Below are 16,511 nucleotides of genomic sequence, written 5' to 3' on the forward strand. Positions count from 1 at the left end.
TTATCGGAATTATTCTCATAATTAAAAAACTTGAATTTAACTATCCTTATTGCCTCTGATTTCAGAGTTTTTATTTTTTTGGCACGGTTCTTGCATGATAGATTAGAAAGGGGCAAAACAAATGTCGTGGCAAATCAAAAAACAAGATATTCCGTTTTTGGCCATCGGTGCAAAAATGATTGCTTGTGGAGGTGGTGGGAATACAAAAACGATCCAGAGTTTATTACTTTCGATCATGAAAGATGATGATGTCATAACTGTAAAGACTATGAGTGATATTGACGACGAATGGATTGTCGGGATAGGAATGATGGGATCAACCATTCTTTATGATGAGAACATCCCATCAGGGGAAGAAGGAGATCAAGCTTTAAAGGTATATGAATCCATTGTTCAAAGAAGGGTAGATGCCCTAATATCCGTTGAAATTGGTGGAATAAATGCGTTAGCGCCATTAGTGACGGCTGTTCAAAACCACTTGCCAGTAGTGGATGGAGACAGCATGGGCAGGGCGTTTCCAGAATTATATATGACTACTTTTTATCTAAATCAAATACCGCTTACACCCCTTGTTCTGCAAACACATGATGTAAGTGAGGTTATTCAAGGTATTCATGATATTCAAATCGCAGCAGAGAAGACAAAAGACTTTATTGCTACAAACGGCGGGTATGTCCATTTTGTCGGATTCGGAGCGAAGGCAAGAAAAATGAAAACATCGATGATTCCAGGGTCATTAAAATTAATTTACAGGTTAGGTATGGCGATTAAAAAAGACATATCGATCGATCAAAAAATGGAAGAGATGTTGGCTGTATTCGGAAACTCACTGTATGGTAAACCTCATGAAATTATCAGAGGTGAAGTGACTGATGTGAGCAAATGGTTTGAGCAGGAATCATTAATAGGCAAGTTCACGGTAGAAGGAAACTCTTCTTTTTTAAATAAATGGGTTGAGATTGAATTTAAAAATGAATTTATTGCAATTAAGGAAAAACAATATATTTGTACGATTCCTGATCTCATTCTGGTGTTAGATGAAGAAAGCTTAGCCCCCTATAGTGTTTCCGAGATTCAAGAAGGTCTATCTGTCATCATTTTTGCAGTGCCGGCTCCGAGTATCATACGGACTAAAGATATGCTTGCAATTATTGGTCCTCATAATTTTGATTTAGCTGTTCCATCTAAACTACTACAAGGAGATTGTCATCATGAAGCTTGGAATTGATGTAGGTGGGACTCATACAGATGCGGTTATTTTAAGAAATGATGGCAAGCTTCTTTCATGGAAAAAGCAATTAACATCAAGTGATATTATTTCAAGCATTGAGCTTGCGGCAAAAGAAGTGCTAAGCGAGGCGGGGATTGCTCCCCATCAAATAGATGGTGTGTTTGTAGGAACCACCCATGTACAGAACGCTTTGTATCAACCAGTAAATCTTTCTAAAACAGCACTGGTTCGAATTACGAAAAAGCCTTCCTTGGTGGAACCGGCAGTTCTTTGGCCAAACCAGATCAAAAAGTATATAGAGAAAGTTTATCATCTTAAGAGTTTTTATGATTACACAGGTACAATGAGCGAAACAACAACTCCTAGTCACGATGAAATCAAGCAGATTTGCATCGATATAGAGAAGAATAAAATTGAATCAATCTGTATTGTTGGAGTATATTCGCCTCTATATGAAGCCGAAGAAATTTACATTTGGGAAAGTATTAAGAGCCATTTGCCAGAGATATCAATTACCATGTCTCACGAAATTGCAAGTATTGGTTTTATAGAACGAGAAAATGCGACCCTATTAAATGCGATCTTTTCAAAAGTAATTCGCCAAGCCATGATTGATTTATCAGTGTTATGTAAAAAGCTTTTGTTAAACTGTCCGTGCTGGATTACTCAAAATGACGGTTCTTTAATGGAGATTCAAGAAGCCATCGACTATCCTATTTTTACGATTGGCTCCGGGGTAACCAATAGTTTTAGAGGTGCAAGTATTTTAAGTGGTTTAAAAGAATGTATAGTGGTTGATTTCGGTGGTAGTACGATTGATATCGGGAAAATTCTAAATGGCCAGCCAGAAGCGTCGCTCGGTTCCACTTCCATTTTCTCAATTGATGTGAATATGCAAGTACCGAAAATGTATTCCTTGCCCTATGGTGGGGGAAGCCTCATTTCGGTTAAAAAGGAATCTGTACAGATAAATGAAACAATAGTTAGTGACTTAGAACAACAGGGGATTTCTTGGGGTGGAAATACTTGGACATTAACAGATTCTTTCCTTAAAGTTTATCCAGGTTCGTTTTCAGACGAAAAGATGACAAGTAAAGGATTAAGTAAACTATCAACAGAAGCATGTCAGAAAGTCATTAATAAAGTGACTGGAGAAATAAAGGAAAAGATTAACCGTCTTGAGTTAAAAAGTGAGGGATTTCCCGTTGTTTTAGTGGGTGGAGGAAGTTCGCTACTTGTCGATCGATTATTTGGAAAATACAAAAAGGTTTACCATCCTGCTGGTCATCATATTAGCAATGCCATAGGTGCCTGCTTTGCGCCTCTTAGTGCCAAAACGGACAAAGTATTCTGGTTAAATGACCGAACGAAGCAGGAAGTTATTGAAGATGAAACAGAAAGCCTGTTTCAACAGCTTCTCGACAAGGGAGCAAAAAGTGAAAGCATCGAGCTAGTCTCGATTGAAGAATTTCCCTTTGATTATTTGAAAGGTGAAGTATTAAGAATCCGTTTAAAGGCTTTAGGTGATCTAGAGTTCGGTTAATCTGAAGTGTAATGTTGTTAAAAATGAATAAAAGGGGCTGTTTTTTTGCAGAAAACAAATAGTTTAGGAGACGATTACTCTTTGTCAAGAGTCCCTCAATCAGGACGACAATCGTTGTGGAATATAACGATTATCCGGGTAGGGTCACTGGCAACCATATCACAGTTCATACTAGGAGCTGCATTAGGATATGGCATGACTTTTTGGCAGGCTTTTTGGGCAACCATGCTTGGTAGTGTCATTTTAGAAGTTATTAGCTTTCTGTTAGGTTATGCGGGTGCACGTGAAGGCCTTTCAACAAGTTTGTTGTCACGATGGACTGGTTTCGGCCGATATGGATCTAGTATTATCGGAGCAGTTATTGCCATAGCTTGTATAGGTTGGTTTGGCGTCCAAAACTCAGTGTTTGCTAATGGACTTGTTCAAGCGACACACGGTAAATTAAGTCTTCCTGTTGCTGCAACGCTAACAGGATTAGTTGTTACGATACTGGTTATCTTTGGATTTAAATTACTAAGCGCAACTGCGACGATTGCCGTCCCTGCTTTTCTATTGGCGGTAGGAGTCGGAATTCACCAAGTTCTTAGTGATCATTCCATTTTTGATTTAATGGGAGTGGCTCCTGCAGGTGAGAAGTTGTCAATGGGAGTAGCAGCAACGATGGTTGCCGGTGGATTTATAATTGGTGCGGTCATTACTCCTGATTTTAGCCGCTTTGCTAAAAGTGGCAAAGATGTCTTTTGGATGACGATGATTGGTACCATTATTGGTGAGTTAGTGATCAACATGATTGCTGTGTTAATGGCACTTGCTGCAAAAACAAGTGATGTTGCCAGTATTATGATGCAAACGTCTGGTTGGCTTGGGGCCATTGTGGTTGTTGCTTCAACTATTAAAATTAATAATTTGAACTTATATTCCTCATCCCTCGGTTTTACGACGATTTTTGATTCGATCTTTAAAATCAAACTAAATCGTGGAATGGTCACGCTTGTTATTGGTGTTATAGGAACGTTACTTTCCGTTCTTGGTATTCTTGATCGATTTGTCGACTTTCTGATTTTATTAGGAGTTTTTATACCACCAGTTGCCGGTATAATGGTCGTAGATTATTTTGTGTTAAAAACACATCGGAAGGCATTGGATGAAAGCAAAGCAAAAGGCACTTTGCCTCCAGATGAAAAGTTAAGCCCCGTTACATTAATTGCTTGGGCAGCAGGATTTGCATGCGGTTATTTTGTGACAGTTGGTATTCCATCGATCAATTCACTTGTGGTGAGTGGAGTGGTCTATTACTTGGGTATTCTTACCGTTAATACGATAAAAAGTAAAAATAAGCTAAATGGAAAAATTGCATCTTAAATTTTTGTAATATTGGAGGAATTGGCAAAATGAGAAAAATTGGGAAACAAGAAATAGAAGATATCGCAATTGGCGCAGCACTGCTTGGCACTGGTGGAGGCGGTGATCCTTATATTGGAAAGCTAATGGCTTTGCAAGCCATTGAAGAGTACGGTGAAGTAACCTTATTAGACGTAGATGAAGTACCAGATGATGCATTAGTTGTCCCTTCATCAATGATGGGAGCTCCGACAGTTATGCTAGAAAAAGCTCCAAGTGGGGAAGAAGCGATTGAGGCTTTTCAATTACTCGAAAAATATTTAGGCAAAAAGATTTATGCGACATTTCCAATTGAAGCAGGAGGAGTCAACTCCATGATTCCTTTTGCCCTTGCTGCAAGGTTAGGGTTACCTGTTATTGATGCGGACGGAATGGGCAGAGCGTTTCCAGAATTGCAAATGGTTACATTTTATTTAGATGGGATCCCTGCTACACCAGGAGTATTTGCTGATGAAAAAGGGAACACGGCTTTACTATCAACGATTAATAATATTTGGACAGAGAGAATTGCTCGCGCTGCGACGATTCAAATGGGCGGTTCAACAATGGTAGCGATGTATTCGATGACCGGTAAGAATTTGAAAGAAAGTGGCATAAGAAATATCCTGAAACTTGAAGAAGAAATCGGCAAAGCGATTAGATTTGCTAAGCAAAACAATGTAAATCCAATCAATGAGGTATTGAATAAGGTTGGTGGCTTTGAGTTATTCCGTGGAAAGGTAAGTGATATTAATAGAAAAACTGAAACAGGCTTTGCAAGAGGAACGGCGACATTCGATGGTCTTAATGAATATAAAGGAGAGACGCTCAAGCTCAGCTTCCAAAATGAGCATCTACTCGCTCGAACAGAACAACGTCTCCTTTGTGTCACACCGGATTTAATTGCGGTTCTTGATGCCGAAACAGGCCTTCCAATCACAACAGAAGGAATTAGGTATGGAGCCAGATGTGTGGTAATCGGAATCCCATGCCATCCGAAGTGGAGAACAGAGAAGGGGATTGAAACAGTAGGTCCCAAATACTTCGGATATGATGTTGACTATGTTCCAGTAGAAGAGCTTATGAAAAAAGGAGTGGCGTTATAATGAGCATTTATCGTATCGGGATTGATGTAGGAGGAACTCATACAGATGCAGTCTTGTTAGATCAAAACAATCAGGTCCTTGCAGAAACGAAATCAGCGACAACTGAAGATGTAGCGACAGGTATTTACAATGCGATGAAAATAATCATCGACGAAGCAAATGTTCCACGGGAGCAAATTAAATATGCAATGCTTGGAACGACCCACTGTACAAATGCAATCGTTGAAAGAAAAAAATTGAACAAGATTTCTTCTATTCGCATCGGTGCCCCTGCTACACTGGCGGTGAAACCACTGATTGGTGTTCCTGAAGAGCTTCGCCAGGCGTTGGGCAAACATGTCTATCTTGTACGTGGAGGGCATGAATTTGATGGCAGAGAAATTGTCGAATTAGATGAACAACATTTATATCAAATTGCGAATGAAATTAAAGGGAAAGTAGATTCTGTCGCCATCACATCTGTTTTTTCACCGGTTACCCAATCCCATGAACAAAGAGCGTCAGAAATTATTAGAGAAGTCCTTGGAGATGAGATTGCTATCTCATTATCATCTGAAATAGGTTCTGTTGGATTATTAGAGAGGGAAAATGCAACTATTCTCAATGCTGCTGTCGTGAAAGTGGCGAAAACAGCTGCGGATGGCTTTATCGATGCATTAAAAAATGAGGGGATTGACGCCCAAGTATTTTTTGGACAAAATGATGGAACTTTGATGTCGGTGGATTATGCTGTTAAATACCCAATATTCACCGTTGCTTGCGGTCCAACGAATTCGTTGCGCGGAGCATCCTATTTGAGTGAACTTTCCGATGCGATTGTTGTAGACGTCGGCGGTACAACTTCAGATATCGGTGTCTTGGTTCAATCGTTTCCTAGAGAATCTTCCTTAGCTGTTGAGATTGGAGGAGCACGAACAAACTTTAGAATGCCTGACCTTGTATCAATAGGACTTGGTGGAGGTACGATTGTCCGTATTCAAGATAATGGCGATTTCACGATCGGACCAGATAGTGTCGGTTATCGTCTTCCAGAAAAAGGTTTGGTTTTCGGTGGGGATACCTTAACTTTAACAGATGTGGCCGTTGCTCTTGGGAATGTAGAACTTGGTGATGCCTCTAAAGTAGCGCATCTTGATCAGAAACTATTAAAGCAAGTGTATCAAAAAATGATAGATATGGTTGAAGAAGCGATTGATAAAATGAAAACAAGCGCTGCTCCTGTACCAGTCATACTTGTTGGAGGAGGTAGCATTCTCTTTCCAGAAGTACTAAAAGGGGCTTCAGAAGTGATTCGTCCGCTTCACTCAGGAGTGGCGAATGCCATTGGTTCAGCGATTTCCCAAGTTAGTGGACAAATTGAAAAAGTTTATGCTCTTGAAGAAATCGGCAGAGAGCAAGCGTTAAAACTAGCAAAAGAAATAGCAATGGCTGAAGCGATTCATGCAGGTGCAGACCCTGAGACACTTGTTATTGTAGACATTGAAGATGTCCCACTTGCGTATATGCCTGGAAATGCAACTCGTATCCGTGTCAAGGCTGCCGGTGATCTTGCCCAATTTAAGACTAAAGAATTAGTTTAAATCGCTGCGACTTAGATCGATCCACCTTCACGATCTTTAGCTATATAATCAGTAAAATGAAAGTGGGGCATAGAATTATTGACTAGAATTTGTAAGAATAAAAGATAATAAAATGCAGAAATGAGAGAATAGATAGTTGCTATTCTCTCATTTCATATATCGCAGGCTTTTCAATTAACTATCTTTTTTTAGAAGTTCTAGTGCTTCTCCGAATTCCTTTTCAATCTCAGCATTCGGTCGATACGTTGCTATACTTACAAAGTATGTAACGATCCAACAGATGATGAAACCTGGAACAATTTCATAAATGGTACGAGTCAATGAAGCAACATTACCCCGAATCATAACGGTGATCGCACCTGTAATCATTCCGCAAAGGGCACTTAAAGCTGTAATCTTCCGCCAGTATAGGGGAAAGTAAGATGACTGGTCCGAATGAAGCACCGAACCCTGCCCATGCGAACGATACGATTTTCAAAATGGATTCAAGCGAGTGCCCCAGCGATAATCGATACGACAAGGACAGCCATTCTTCCTAAAAATACGTATTGTTTATCTGTTCCGTCTGTCTTAATACCCGCTTTATACAAGTCTTCAACAAGACCGCTTAAATAGATTGCACCCGGAAGCCCCATAAGTAACCAGCCCGACATATCTGTGGCACCAGCGCTAAGAGCTGTAACCATCGGCCCAAGTGAACGTCCGCTAAGCATGCAGTCTGTCAAGTTGGATATTCGTTTAAATGCATACCAACCGATGAAAACCATCGCAGCCATGTAAATAATAATCGCTGTTAATTGATACATTTCATTGGACATAGTAAATCCTTCTTTTTAATTAGTGTTTTTATATTTTATAATACGGTATACTTCTTTAAATTCAATTAGTCTTTAAGAATAGGGGGACTCCTGAAATGGAGTTTGCCCGAATCCGCAGTTTAATTTCCACAGTCTACAAACAATTGCGTAAATATTCTACCTATACTTTTCTATCAGTTTTCATTCTAGAGGATACCTTAGTAGTTATCACTATCTATAATTTCCATAAAACAACACTTTCGTTTTATGGAATAAAAAACAGAATCGTTTTTTCCTTGCATATGGAGTTATCAGTAATCTGTTTGCTTGCTTTAGAATCTGTTCCCGACTGTCAGTTCTTTCATCATAGATAGATGAGAGTCGGCCATTTTGATCTCATCTTGAATAAGCGCTTGTAGTTTTAAGGCATCTCCAGGTCTCATTGTATCGATAATAAAAGCTTCACCAATCTAGAAAGAAAAAACTAGCTGTCACATGAAGGCATACCTGGAACATTCCCGCTAGTAGGAAATCGCCTTTTTTGGAGGCATTGTTCTTTGAGGCTTCTTATTAAAATTTGCTGAATGGTCTTTGATTCAGGCGTTTCATGAAGAGGGTGGGCAAGGTTGATCTCTTCAAGTGGATCTTTTGTTAAATTATATAACTCGAATTGATCAGGAACGGGTTGTGTTTTAGTACTAGTGAAACAAATTTCAGATTGAGTGTTTTCTGTTACAGGAGCTGTGTATATTGTAGTAGTAATATGATTTTCCACGCCTGGGTTACTCCAAAATTGCGGGTTATCGAAATAACGGGAAAATTTCCAGATTTCCTCTTTCTTATTCCCTCCGGTTCGTAGTTTAGCAATCACTGATTCTATATGATTAGGCTGTACTACTGAATCGTACGATTGACCAGTGAGGCTAACCTGATTCAATCCCCTTGTAACATCATCGTCGGTCATAAAGTAAAGGGGTTCATCGGCGCGCGGAAATTTGAGCTTTCCTTTAAGTAATGGTGTAAGGTCTCGCCCGGCTAATGGGTGAACTTCCATATGATCCTTACTAAGCTTTTCTTGAATGTGGGTGATATCAATGTCTGCGAGTCCTAATAAAGTAGGAATAATGTCCACATGGCTTGATAACAGATCTGTTTCTTCACGTTGTGAAAAGTGTTTAGGACTATGAATAATAAGAGGCACATGAAGGGCTTCCTCATATGTGTTGTGCCATTTTTGAAACAATCCACCATGGGAACCTACTAAGCTACCGTGATCAGAAGTAAAAATAACAATTGTATTTTCGTAAAAAGTGGATGTCTTCAAAGCATTAAATACTTTGGACATTTCATCATCAACCTTCTTTTGAAGAGAAAAATAGAGCTGCCGATAAAAGAGAGTGTTGAAAGTGGGCTGTAGTGCTTGTTGGTAGACGTCTCGATAACTCCATTGAGCGGAAGGTTTCGTTAGTAAAGTTTCATTGGCTGTAGGCGCTGGTGGAATAAAAGGAATAGAAGGATCAATTGTAAAGTGATAGGATGGCAGCATGTGAGAGTATAGTCCAAATAAGGTGATGTCATGTGGATTTACGAAGGATGAAACGATCAGCCACGGTTGGTGGTTATTTGTGCTTGCCTCTTGTTCAAGAGAGTTTATTAAATCAACAACTTCAGCTGAATAGACTTCGTCACGACCACTTAAACCAACAGACGCTGTTGAACCTGAATTACGAGGGTCTGCACCATGAGGTTCAGGACCGATCCATCCTGAAAAACCATATGAATCCAACCGATTTGCCTGTAAATAGGCATGTTCTTTTTCAGGATCAGGGATACCGTTCGTTGGGTTATAGCTTGTTAATGGATGATGAGTGCCTGGAATGAGAATATCTTCATCTGATAGATGCCATTTTCCCTTCCAAAATGTACGATAACCGGCAGTCCGAAAATAGTCTCCAAGAGTGGGGACTGTATTGTGGTCAAGCCAGAATACATTAGGATCAAATGCTCCTTTTGCCACCCCCGTTGTTTGAGTTACGCCATGTAGTGATGGATACTGTCCTGTGAAAAGAGTAGCTCTACTCGGAGAACAAGCCGTACTTCCAATATAATGTTTTAAAAATGTCATGCCATTTTCACGTAATAGTTCCTGTGTCTTCAAATTGTTTCTACGCCATTCTTTCAGTTCTTCGTTTTCATAAACTGTTGGAAAACGTTCCTCATCAACGATGATGAAAAGAAAATTTGGCCGTCCTTTTTGATCCTGAACACTAGAAGTTGATCGATTCCTTTTGGACATATTGTCTATCTCTCCCAAAAATAATAAAATTTTTTATAGAGGTATTGTATGTAAAGGAGCTGCTGAATGATTGCATATCCTGTACCAAATGTGGTTCATAATTAAGCTATGTATAGTTGATTTCCAACCTTTTCATGTCTCACTTTTGTGATATAGATCCATAGTAGTGCTAATCATTTTCAAACATGTTCACGATGATTGAATGTTGTAGTGCAATTTCTACTTCATTAATATCATCAATGTTTACCGATTTTTATTGCCTTTTTGTTATATATCTTAGACAAACGATTTCCGTTTATGATCTGTTTGATACCATGAAATGGTGTCAATGGATATTAAGCTGTCAGTGAACGTTCTGCTTTCCGGTGGAATGGTCTCTTTTTCTTCGGCAAGCGCACCCTGATCTTTGATCACATAAAATAATTTTTCGGCTTTAATATCAAAAATGGAACCTAGTTGTCCTACACCATTTTTGAAGGATATATTCTGGGAAAAGGGAACAAGCCTGATGATATTTATCAGGACAAGGAAGCATTTTTTGTAGCTGACCAACTTCAAAAAAATTTAAGAGCCAATATTCGAGTTGCAGAAAATGAAAAAAACACATCAGAGGCTCAGTCTTGTGACTAAGCCTCTGATGTGTTTTTTTAGAAAAAGAAAATCATCATTCTACTCGCAGGGAAGACAAGCACTGAAATTACATAGCATCTAAACATTCTAATCGACCATTTTCTAATGATCCGTGACACTTCAAAACTTCAACAGGAAAAATAAACGTCCATGGCATACTTGTTTCTGGCTGAACGATTAGTGAAGGGAGAGTGAAGGTATGTTCTGCAATGATTTCATTGTTTTCCATATAACGCAGTTTTTTGTTCATAAATGAACAGTCTTGGTGACTGAAATTATGGACAAGCACGGTAACTAATAATTCTCCCTTATGATTCATCGCTTGCCATAACGATGTGAATTGAATACGATTTTGATTCAGTAAACTCGTTTCTAGAAAAATTCCCTCAATGATTTTACGATCTTTATTGGATAAGGTTTTATCCCACGATGATTCATACTGAAGTTTTTGCATCTAGTGCCACCTACTTTTACAATTCCTTTCCTTTATTTTAACACATAAAAAAACAGGTATAGTTTTGTTTGTTTGAACTGAAAGAGAAATATAATGTAGAAACGGGTGGCCTGGTATTGTATGTACAGTAGAGGTTAATTCAGCAGAAGATGAAGTGTTGCGCGGTGCTCAGCCTGAATTCTAAATCGGCCGTTAACTTGTCCGTTTTTTATTGATTACTCAATCGATATTCATGTTTTTCAGCCTATTCCTTCTTAAAAATCTTGCATGCAATCATACACTGCAGCGACTGGAAATTCCCGATTCATCGCCACTACTTGGAAAAATTCTCTCAAAAATAATCTGGACGTTCATAGTGTCTGCTCTGTCAGATTTAATAGCATCTTAAGTTGGCAAATGAAAAATGGGGAGTCACTTAGCTTGGTGACAATTTTATTGCCTAGTGCCACCTTTTTTCTACCCCATAAAAACTTATTTTGTACATAATAATTAGTCATAACCATATTAATCTATTTCTCATTCAAATCTTCTATTTGGTGTAACGGTTTGCATAGCTAGAAGCTACGAAAGCATTCGGTTTAATTTTCGGTTCGACACCCATTGCTTCCATCCTTGCAACCATTTCATTGACAAATTCACTTGTTTTATTCTTTTTCCCAGCCCCAATATCAATATGGCCTTCCATTGTAAATGTGGCTCCTTGATAGAGGTAAGGAAGAACGATATCGATTAATTGATTTTTTCTTTCCTTTGTAAATAAGGAAACAACTTCCTCCGATAAAGATAACTCATTGGAAATTCGTTCATGCAAATGTAGCATTCTCCTTGGAATCATGACTTTTCTTATACAAGCCCACACACCATTTCCTTCATTAAATATGACAACTCCTGTTATAAAGATCGTATGCGTTTGATGAACTTGAGAATCTGTTCCTACCATTAATCGAAAGTTACTACATGGTTGCGATTGCATAAACTTCACAATATGTTCAAAAACCTGGTCAAATGACATCCTATTTTCCTGTAAATTTTGAAACAGGTACTGATTATTCAAGTCGTTTTTCATATGATCATATCACAGCTTTCTTCTCCGATTAATAAATACAGTAATCTGTTTTTATTTGTATTTTATGAAAAAAATGTAATATGGTGTCAGGCATGTGTTGCAAACAAATTTATTTTTCTGTGATGGGATTTGTTCTCATTTGCATTGTATTCAAATACTATACAATTTATGAAAAGATGGGGAAGGCGTTACAATTTGCAAAGCGGATTTGGAAGATGGATTCGATTGTTAGAAAGAAGATTGCTCTAAAAAGAAGGGAAGAACATGTGTGTTAATCTCAAAATAATCATTGTTTCTTTCTCTTTTCGATCTGTTATTTGGTTAGACTTCATGCATATCAACTCCTCTATATCTATCATTTCTTATTTTTACATAATACATATAATCTCCCCGATATGTTCTAAAAAAACCATTTTACTTTACTAGGTTTTGAGGTTCCTGATATAAAGCATGAGTTAGATACAAATCTATGATCATATCAAAAGTAAAACAGTAATCATCTTCTCTTCTGAGGGGTGGTTTTTGTCCTTTTATAGCATTTTTTGTAAAAATTACCGACGCAGTATGTTTATTTTTATGTCGAATGCACATAATAAATTCCAAATCCATCAATTAAAGGTAGAAGGGGGATATTCCATGAGTGAAAATGATGAAAGAAAAGATGCGATGACCCGTAGGCAATTTATTCGTAAGGGAGGCTATGTTGCTGGCGGGGCTATTGGTGGTGGAATTTTGGGTGCTTCAATTTCTCAAATGTTCACACCGACAGCACCAGAAGTGAGTAAGACTAAAAATGAAGTTGTCCAAAAAGCTGATGTAGAACGTTTTAATCAAGCGCTTATGTTCTTCAATAAGCAAGAGGATTTTAAAGTCCTTGCGCAAGCATCTGAACGAATTTTTCCAGCGGACGACCTTGGCCCAGGTGCGATTGATTTAGATGTCCCATTTTATATCGATCATCAATTAGCTGGAGCATGGGGAAATAATGCGCGAGACTATATGTTAGGGCCATTTTACCCTGGTATAGAAACGCAAGGCTTCCAGTCGCATTTAAAACGGAATGAAATCATTAGTCAAGGTATTACTAGAATACAGTCGGTTAGCCAAGAAAAATTTAAGAAGAAATTTACAGAGTTAAGCGATCAAGAACAAGATGAAATATTAGCTACTTTTGAAAAAGGAAAAGTGAAAATGAAAGGTGTAAGTTCGAATGATTTCTTTACCTTGCTGCGCATGTCCGTATTAGAAGGAGTATACGCTGATCCTCTATATGGTGGTAATCGTGATATGGCTGGTTGGAAAATGAAAGGATTTCCTGGCAATCAAATGAGTTATCTGGCACAAATTGAATCAAAAGAATTTCTCGAAATTGAACCGAGTAGTTTACATTCCCATATTGCTTCACCAAAAAAATAGCTTGAATGGAACATACATATTTAAGATAGAAAGGAAGTAAAAAGTGGCTAAAACATTACCTAAAGTTGATGTATTAACAGTCGGGGTTGGTTGGGCTGGAGGAATTATCGCAGCCGAATGTGCGAAAAATGGATTAAACGTTGTTGGCTTAGAACGTGGCGGGAATCGAAATACGGAAGATTTCTCGATGATCCATGATGAATTAAGATACGCCATCCGCTATGATTTGATGCAAGATGTGTCAAAAGAGACCATCACATTTCGCAATAAACTAGATCAAAAAGCGTTACCAATGAGACAATTAGGCTCGTTCCTTCTAGGTGCCGGTGTTGGTGGTTCAGGTGTCCACTGGAATGGTCACACTTTTCGATTTCTTCCATATGATTTTGAGATTAAATCAAAAACAATTGAAAAGTACGGGAAGTCTAAAATTAAAGATGGTTATATGCTTCAGGATTGGGGTATTACCTATGATGAATTAGAGCCATACTATGATACGTTTGAGAAGACATGTGGAATATCTGGAGAACCAAACCCATTAGGTGGTAAACGCAGCAGTGATTATCCTACGCCGCCAATGAAAAATACGGTGATGACAAATAAGTTTAGAGATACGGCAAAAAAGCTAAATTTACACCCGTTTTCTTTGCCATCTGCTAATATTTCTGAGGCGTATACGAATCCTGATGGAGAAACACTCAATGCCTGTCAATATTGTGCATTTTGTGAACGTTTTGGATGTGAATACGGGGCAAAGTCTTCTCCAAATGTAACGGTCATTCCAACGGCTATGAAAACAGGTAATTTCGAGTTGAGAACGCACGCCAATGTCATAGAAATTATTCACGAAGGTGGCAAGGCAACTGGAGTCAAGTATATTGATACCTTACAAGGCGAAGAATTCATCCAGCCAGCTGATGTCGTTGTGTTAACAAGCTATGTGATGAATAACGCAAAGCTTTTGCTCGTATCGAAGTTAGGAAAACCATACGATCCGAAAACGGGAAAAGGCGTGATCGGAAAAAATTATTGTTATCAGCTGAACCCAGGTAGTACCGGATTTTTTGAAAAGGAAAGGTTTAATTCGTATATGGGGGCTGGCGCACTCGGTCAAGTCGTTGATGATTTTAACGGGGATAACTTTGATCACAGCAATCTTGATTTTATACACGGTGGTTCCTTTGTCGTTAGTCAATCGGGATTCCGTCCAATTGCAAGCAATCCCGTCCCTCCTGGAACACCATTATGGGGGAAAGAGTTCAAAGAAAAATCGATTAAATACTATACTCGGACCATTGATGCGTGGTTCCAAGGCTCGTCCATGCCACATCAAAACAATTATCTAGATCTAGATCCTATATTTAAAGATGCATACGGTGTTCCTTTATTAAGAATGACTTATAATTTTACTGATCAAGATCGTAAATTAAACGATTATTTAAATAAACAAAGTGATAAAGTGATGAAAGAAATGGGTGCGGATACTGTTGTGAATTATGGAAAATTAGTTGACTACAACATTGTTCCATACCAGACGACCCATAATGTAGGTGGTGTCGTAATGGGAGGTGACCCAAATATATCAGCGGTGAATAATTATTCGCAAATGTGGGATGCTGACAATGTATTTGTCGTCGGTGCCTCAGCCTTTCCGCATAATAGCGGCTATAATCCTACGGGCACGCTTGGAGCACTCGCTTATCGTGCGGCAGAAGGGATTGTGAAATATAGTAAAAGTGGAGGTCAGCTTGTTTAGAGAGGAGCAGAGAGTATGTTGCAAAACATCGGTATCCCAGGTTTAATCATTATTCTTGTGATTACACTGATTATTTTTGGTCCGAAAAAACTGCCTGAAATTGGCTCTGCCTTTGGAAAAACCCTATCTGAGTTTAAAAAATCTGCCCAAGATATAATGAGTAGTGAAGAAGTAGATTCTACTAACAAGGAAATTGAAGTAGCAGAGGCAGATAAGGTGACCGATTTAATAAAGAAATGAGAGCAAAGTCATTATTTCTATTGTAATTTGCTCCGTTCTTTTTTTACTCAACAAGTGATTCCGGTTGTGATATAGGGAAAAAGATGCTGTTTTTTCCTTTAGATGTTATTCCCTATTAGAGCTTAGATATATCGCTTTCAATTTAAACATCATATTTTTGTTCCTAAAAAGGGTCTGACTCACACTCTATATATCGTTTATTAATCATTTACACGACTTTAAACGATATATAGTAGTTGTTTGAGTCTGGCCCTTTTGTTTTGTTCTCCTTTAAATAAGTGGAAAATTTTATGGCTGAAGGAAAGAAAAGAAGGTACAACTTGATTCGGAAATAAATAAACTATAGAGAGAGGAGGTAACGAAATTTGAATTTCGATGTACTGGAACAATACATTCAGCCAGAAGTTTTTATTTTAATCCCAGTGATTTATCTAATTGGTTTGTTTTTGCGGCAGACTCCTCATATCCCTATCTGGCTTCATGCCTGGATTCAGTTGGTTGTCGCTGATATTGCGTGTGCATTTATTATTGGAAATAATGTCAACGCTTTTATTCAAGCCGTTTTGGTCACTGGAGCATCCCACTTTTTGAAGGATTTAATCCAACATACAGTATATGGATTAAAAGGGATAGAACAAGATCCAAACACTGGACAATTTATAACAAAAAAGGACGTTGATAAATCGTAATCTAGAACAAACGCTTGATCAATCCCTTTTTATTGGGGTCAGTCTCTTACTGTGTTAAATAGGGTGAGGGGCTTCCCCATAGTGGGGGTCAGGACAAAAATTGATTGGACGGAAGTGGAAGAATCGTGTCCTATAATCGCACTAAATTTTACATTCTCTTTTTTACGAGAGTTTTTATAAAATACTAATAAATCTATTTACTGCATTTAATGTAGTTTATTAAAATGATTGCCATGATAATATTGGTAGTGGTTTTTTAAAGAATACATTTGTGTTTATAAGGAATACATATTATTATAAAATAAGAAATGATCGTGTTACGTAATC

The 16,511-nt window shown here is 38.2% G+C and carries 12 protein-coding genes and 1 pseudogene; 9 read left to right on the top strand and 4 right to left on the bottom strand.

What is annotated here, in order from left to right:
• Positions 1–121: 121 nt before the first annotated feature.
• Genes AC625_RS03570 through AC625_RS03590 form a run of 5 tightly spaced genes read left to right on the top strand, consistent with a single transcriptional unit; the run spans position 122 to position 6,840 of the window.
• Entirely contained in the window at positions 122–1,228 is a 1,107-nt protein-coding gene (locus AC625_RS03570) for a DUF917 domain-containing protein (RefSeq protein WP_049680025.1), read from the top strand.
• Positions 1,212–2,774: a hydantoinase/oxoprolinase N-terminal domain-containing protein gene (locus tag AC625_RS03575; RefSeq protein ID WP_049680026.1), complete on the top strand. Its 1,563-nt coding sequence runs from the start codon at positions 1,212–1,214 to the stop codon at positions 2,772–2,774. Before AC625_RS03570 ends, AC625_RS03575 begins: the two co-directional genes overlap by 17 nt.
• A gap of 45 nt (positions 2,775–2,819) precedes the next feature.
• Positions 2,820–4,136, top strand: coding sequence for a purine-cytosine permease family protein (locus tag AC625_RS03580; protein WP_049680027.1), 1,317 nt, complete (start codon positions 2,820–2,822; stop codon positions 4,134–4,136).
• A 29-nt stretch (positions 4,137–4,165) separates the two neighbouring features.
• Positions 4,166–5,260, top strand: coding sequence for an S-methyl thiohydantoin desulfurase family protein (locus tag AC625_RS03585; protein WP_049680028.1), 1,095 nt, complete (start codon positions 4,166–4,168; stop codon positions 5,258–5,260).
• Positions 5,260–6,840, top strand: coding sequence for an ROK family protein (locus tag AC625_RS03590; protein WP_049680029.1), 1,581 nt, complete (start codon positions 5,260–5,262; stop codon positions 6,838–6,840). Before AC625_RS03585 ends, AC625_RS03590 begins: the two co-directional genes overlap by 1 nt.
• A 174-nt stretch (positions 6,841–7,014) precedes the next feature.
• On the opposite strand, the pseudogene AC625_RS25380 reads toward AC625_RS03590, so the two are convergent.
• The 4 genes and pseudogenes from AC625_RS25380 to AC625_RS03615 all read right to left on the bottom strand — a co-directional run bounded on the left by AC625_RS25380 (position 7,015) and on the right by AC625_RS03615 (position 12,029).
• Positions 7,015–7,658 (bottom strand): annotated as a pseudogene (locus AC625_RS25380) (sodium:solute symporter family transporter).
• A gap of 463 nt (positions 7,659–8,121) precedes the next feature.
• Positions 8,122–9,933, bottom strand: coding sequence for a sulfatase-like hydrolase/transferase (locus AC625_RS03605; RefSeq protein ID WP_049680032.1), 1,812 nt, complete (start codon positions 9,931–9,933; stop codon positions 8,122–8,124).
• Positions 9,934–10,630: 697 nt separating this feature from the next.
• On the bottom strand, positions 10,631–11,017 hold the full coding sequence (locus AC625_RS03610; protein ID WP_049680033.1) for an SLAP domain-containing protein: 387 nt from the start codon (positions 11,015–11,017) through the stop codon (positions 10,631–10,633).
• Between the two features lie 529 nt (positions 11,018–11,546).
• Positions 11,547–12,029 carry a ribonuclease H-like YkuK family protein gene (locus AC625_RS03615; RefSeq protein ID WP_245644928.1) on the bottom strand — a complete coding sequence of 161 codons (483 nt, stop codon included), beginning with the start codon at positions 12,027–12,029 and terminating at the stop codon, positions 11,547–11,549.
• A 690-nt stretch (positions 12,030–12,719) separates the two neighbouring features.
• On the opposite strand from AC625_RS03615, the gene AC625_RS03625 reads away from it, so the two are divergent.
• The 4 genes from AC625_RS03625 (at position 12,720) to AC625_RS03640 (ending at position 16,184) form a co-directional block, all read left to right on the top strand.
• Positions 12,720–13,499: a gluconate 2-dehydrogenase subunit 3 family protein gene (locus tag AC625_RS03625; protein ID WP_049680036.1), complete on the top strand. Its 780-nt coding sequence runs from the start codon at positions 12,720–12,722 to the stop codon at positions 13,497–13,499.
• Positions 13,500–13,542: 43 nt separating this feature from the next.
• Positions 13,543–15,255 carry a GMC family oxidoreductase gene (locus tag AC625_RS03630; RefSeq protein ID WP_049680037.1) on the top strand — a complete coding sequence of 571 codons (1,713 nt, stop codon included), beginning with the start codon at positions 13,543–13,545 and terminating at the stop codon, positions 15,253–15,255.
• Positions 15,256–15,270: 15 nt separating this feature from the next.
• Complete coding sequence (tatA, locus tag AC625_RS03635; protein WP_049680038.1) at positions 15,271–15,495, top strand: twin-arginine translocase TatA/TatE family subunit; 225 nt, start codon at positions 15,271–15,273, stop codon at positions 15,493–15,495.
• Positions 15,496–15,860: 365 nt separating this feature from the next.
• Positions 15,861–16,184, top strand: a complete 324-nt coding sequence (locus AC625_RS03640; RefSeq protein WP_049680039.1) for a phage holin family protein — start codon at positions 15,861–15,863, stop codon at positions 16,182–16,184.
• Positions 16,185–16,511 lie beyond the last annotated feature (327 nt).

The sequence above is a fragment of the Peribacillus loiseleuriae genome, assembly GCF_001183985.1.
Classification (GTDB): Bacteria; Bacillota; Bacilli; order Bacillales; family DSM-1321; genus Peribacillus; species Peribacillus loiseleuriae.

What these genes read in the sequence shown, in the direction of transcription:
- AC625_RS03615 (WP_245644928.1), bottom strand. Translation starts at nt 12,029, where the DNA reads ATGTCATTTGACCAGGTTTTTGAACATATTGTGAAGTTTATGCAATCG.
- AC625_RS03585 (WP_049680028.1), top strand. Translation starts at nt 4,166, where the DNA reads ATGAGAAAAATTGGGAAACAAGAAATAGAAGATATCGCAATTGGCGCA.
- tatA (WP_049680038.1), top strand. Translation starts at nt 15,271, where the DNA reads ATGTTGCAAAACATCGGTATCCCAGGTTTAATCATTATTCTTGTGATT.
- AC625_RS03570 (WP_049680025.1), top strand. Translation starts at nt 122, where the DNA reads ATGTCGTGGCAAATCAAAAAACAAGATATTCCGTTTTTGGCCATCGGT.
- AC625_RS03605 (WP_049680032.1), bottom strand. Translation starts at nt 9,933, where the DNA reads ATGTCCAAAAGGAATCGATCAACTTCTAGTGTTCAGGATCAAAAAGGA.
- AC625_RS03610 (WP_049680033.1), bottom strand. Translation starts at nt 11,017, where the DNA reads ATGCAAAAACTTCAGTATGAATCATCGTGGGATAAAACCTTATCCAAT.
- AC625_RS03575 (WP_049680026.1), top strand. Translation starts at nt 1,212, where the DNA reads ATGAAGCTTGGAATTGATGTAGGTGGGACTCATACAGATGCGGTTATT.
- AC625_RS03625 (WP_049680036.1), top strand. Translation starts at nt 12,720, where the DNA reads ATGAGTGAAAATGATGAAAGAAAAGATGCGATGACCCGTAGGCAATTT.
- AC625_RS03590 (WP_049680029.1), top strand. Translation starts at nt 5,260, where the DNA reads ATGAGCATTTATCGTATCGGGATTGATGTAGGAGGAACTCATACAGAT.